1 protein-coding gene is annotated in these 740 nt (G+C 60.5%); it reads right to left on the bottom strand.

The features are described from left to right. Window positions 1–740, bottom strand: a 740-nt coding sequence (locus tag QJT78_RS51820) for a transposase (protein ID WP_281460915.1), incomplete at both ends; no start/stop codon positions are given.

Here is a 740-nt window from a genome sequence, read left to right as displayed (position 1 = left end):
ACGGAGAGTGCCATCTCAGCGGCGACCTTCGGAAGGGTTTTGGTGAGGAAGTGCGTCGCTCCCATGCGGGCCTTCATCGTGCCGAACGGATGCTCGACTGTCTCGCGACGCTGACGCATGGCTTCTGGGTTCGCATCAAGGCGTTGCTGCACCGCGTCGAGCAGATGCTCATACACCCATCGCGTAATCCGCCGCTCCGGTCCTGTCGTGCATTGGGATTTGAGTGTGCAATTTGAACAGGCAGTGGTCCAGTAGCGCCGCAGCATCTTGCCGTCTTCTTCGTTCGTATAGCGATATGGCAGCCGCTCCCCAGCTGGACAGCGATAGACGTCCTCCTCCGGCTGATAAGCGAAGTCCTGCTTACCGAATCGCCCTTCCGATTTGGCACCCGACGTCATCGGCTTGGGCAGAGTCACCGTGATGCCGGCCTCGTGGCACGCGAGGATTTCTGAGCTGCTGAAGTAGCCGCGATCGGCTACGGCCTCGAGCGTCTCGGTCCGGAGCACGGCCTTGGCCTGCTTGGCCATATTAGCAAGTTGTGCTCGATCCGAGCCGCGGTTCGTCACCTCGTGCGTCACAATCAGATGATGCTTGGTATCGACGGCGACCTGCACGTTGTAGCCGACGACGCCGGAGCCGCGGCCGCTCGTTGCCATCGAACGACTGTCGGGATCGGTCAGGGAGATTTGCTGATCAGACGAGGCAAGCATCTGCTCCTCGTGGACAACAAGCTTGGCCAT

The organism is Bradyrhizobium sp. Mp27 (assembly GCF_029953005.1).
Classification (GTDB): Bacteria; Pseudomonadota; Alphaproteobacteria; order Rhizobiales; family Xanthobacteraceae; genus Bradyrhizobium; species Bradyrhizobium barranii.
This window is presented reverse-complemented; position numbering and strand designations above follow the sequence as displayed.